This window comes from Streptomyces sp. NPDC048637 (genome assembly GCF_040650675.1).
GTDB lineage: Bacteria > Actinomycetota > Actinomycetes > Streptomycetales > Streptomycetaceae > Streptomyces.
Map to the genome: position 1 here is coordinate 1 of NZ_JBEZHQ010000096.1, position 1,357 is coordinate 1,357.

Consider the following 1,357-nt stretch of genomic DNA (forward strand, 5'->3'; position numbering starts at 1 on the left):
TCTTCCAGACCATGCTGGTCCTCCAGAACAACGCCGAGGGCACCCTCGATCTCCCCGGCACCACCATCACCCCCCAACCCCTCGACACCGCCCCTTCCAAATTCGACCTCGGCTGGAGCTTCACGGAGGAGCGGGACGCCGCCGAACGCCCCCTGGGCATGTCCGGCATCCTGCAGTTCGCCACCGATCTGTTCGACCGCACCACCGCGGACACCCTGACCCGCCTCCTCATCCGCGCTCTCGACGCCGCAGCGGACGCACCGGACACTGCCATCGGGTCACTGGAGTTCTTCGCGTCGGGGGCAGAGGAGCGGGCATTACTGGACCGGACGGCCGGGCATCGGCTGCCGGCCCGCCCGGTGTCCGAACCTGACGGCGCGGCAGACGCCGGCACACCGGTCGGGGACGACCCCGGTTGTGCCGGGAGGAGTGAGCGTGGTCCGCGGTCGGCGCGGGAGGAGGTGTTGTGCCAGCTGTTCGCCCAGGTGCTGGGTGTGCCGGTGGTGGGGGTGGCGGACAATTTCTTCGCCCTGGGCGGCCATTCGCTGCTGGCCACTCGACTGCTGAGCCGGATCCGTTCGGTGCTGGGTGTGGAGCTGGGCGTCAGGGAGTTCTTTGGTTCCCCGACCGTCGCGGGGCTGGCGGATTTGCTGGCCGACGGTGCTGTGGCCCGGCCGGCGGTGACGGCGAGGGCGCGGCCGGCGGTGGTGCCGCTGTCGTTCGCGCAGCAGCGGTTGTGGTTCCTGGACCGTCTGGAGCGGAGTCCGACCTATAACGCGCCGTTTGCCTTCCGGGTGCGGGGCCCGGTGGATGTGGATGCCCTCCAGTCCGCCGTCAACGATGTGGTCGGGCGCCATGAGGCATTGCGCACGGTCTTCCCCGCCCACGACGGCGAACCACGCCAGCAGCTGCTCGCCCCCGACGAGGCCGACGTCGAGGTGACCGTGGTGCGGTGCTCCGCCGACGAGGTCTCCGCCCACTTCCATGCCGCGGCCTTCGAACCCTTCGACCTCGCCGAGGAACTGCCCCTGCGGGTCACGCTGTTCACGGTCGGTCCCGACGACCACGTACTTCTCCTGACGTTGCACCACATCGCCAGCGACGGCTGGTCGCTGGTGCCCCTGCTGCGCGATCTGTCCATGGCCTATCGCGCCCGCCTGACCGGCAGTGTTCCTGCGTGGGAGGCGCTTGCGGTCCAGTACGCGGATTACACGCTGTGGCAGCGGGAGCTTCTGGCGGAGGTGGGCGGGCAGCAGGCGGACTTCTGGGCCGAGGCGCTCAGGGATCTTCCGCAGGAGCTGGCGCTTCCCCTCGACCGGCCGCGTCCGTCGCAGCCCACTCACTCCGGCGGCCTCGT

Annotated in this window: 1 protein-coding gene; it reads left to right on the forward strand. The window is 70.2% G+C overall.

The annotated features are described in order from the left end of the window. Positions 1–1,357, forward strand: a 1,357-nt coding sequence (locus AB0C46_RS40690; RefSeq protein ID WP_362834175.1) for a condensation domain-containing protein, incomplete at both ends; no start/stop codon positions are given.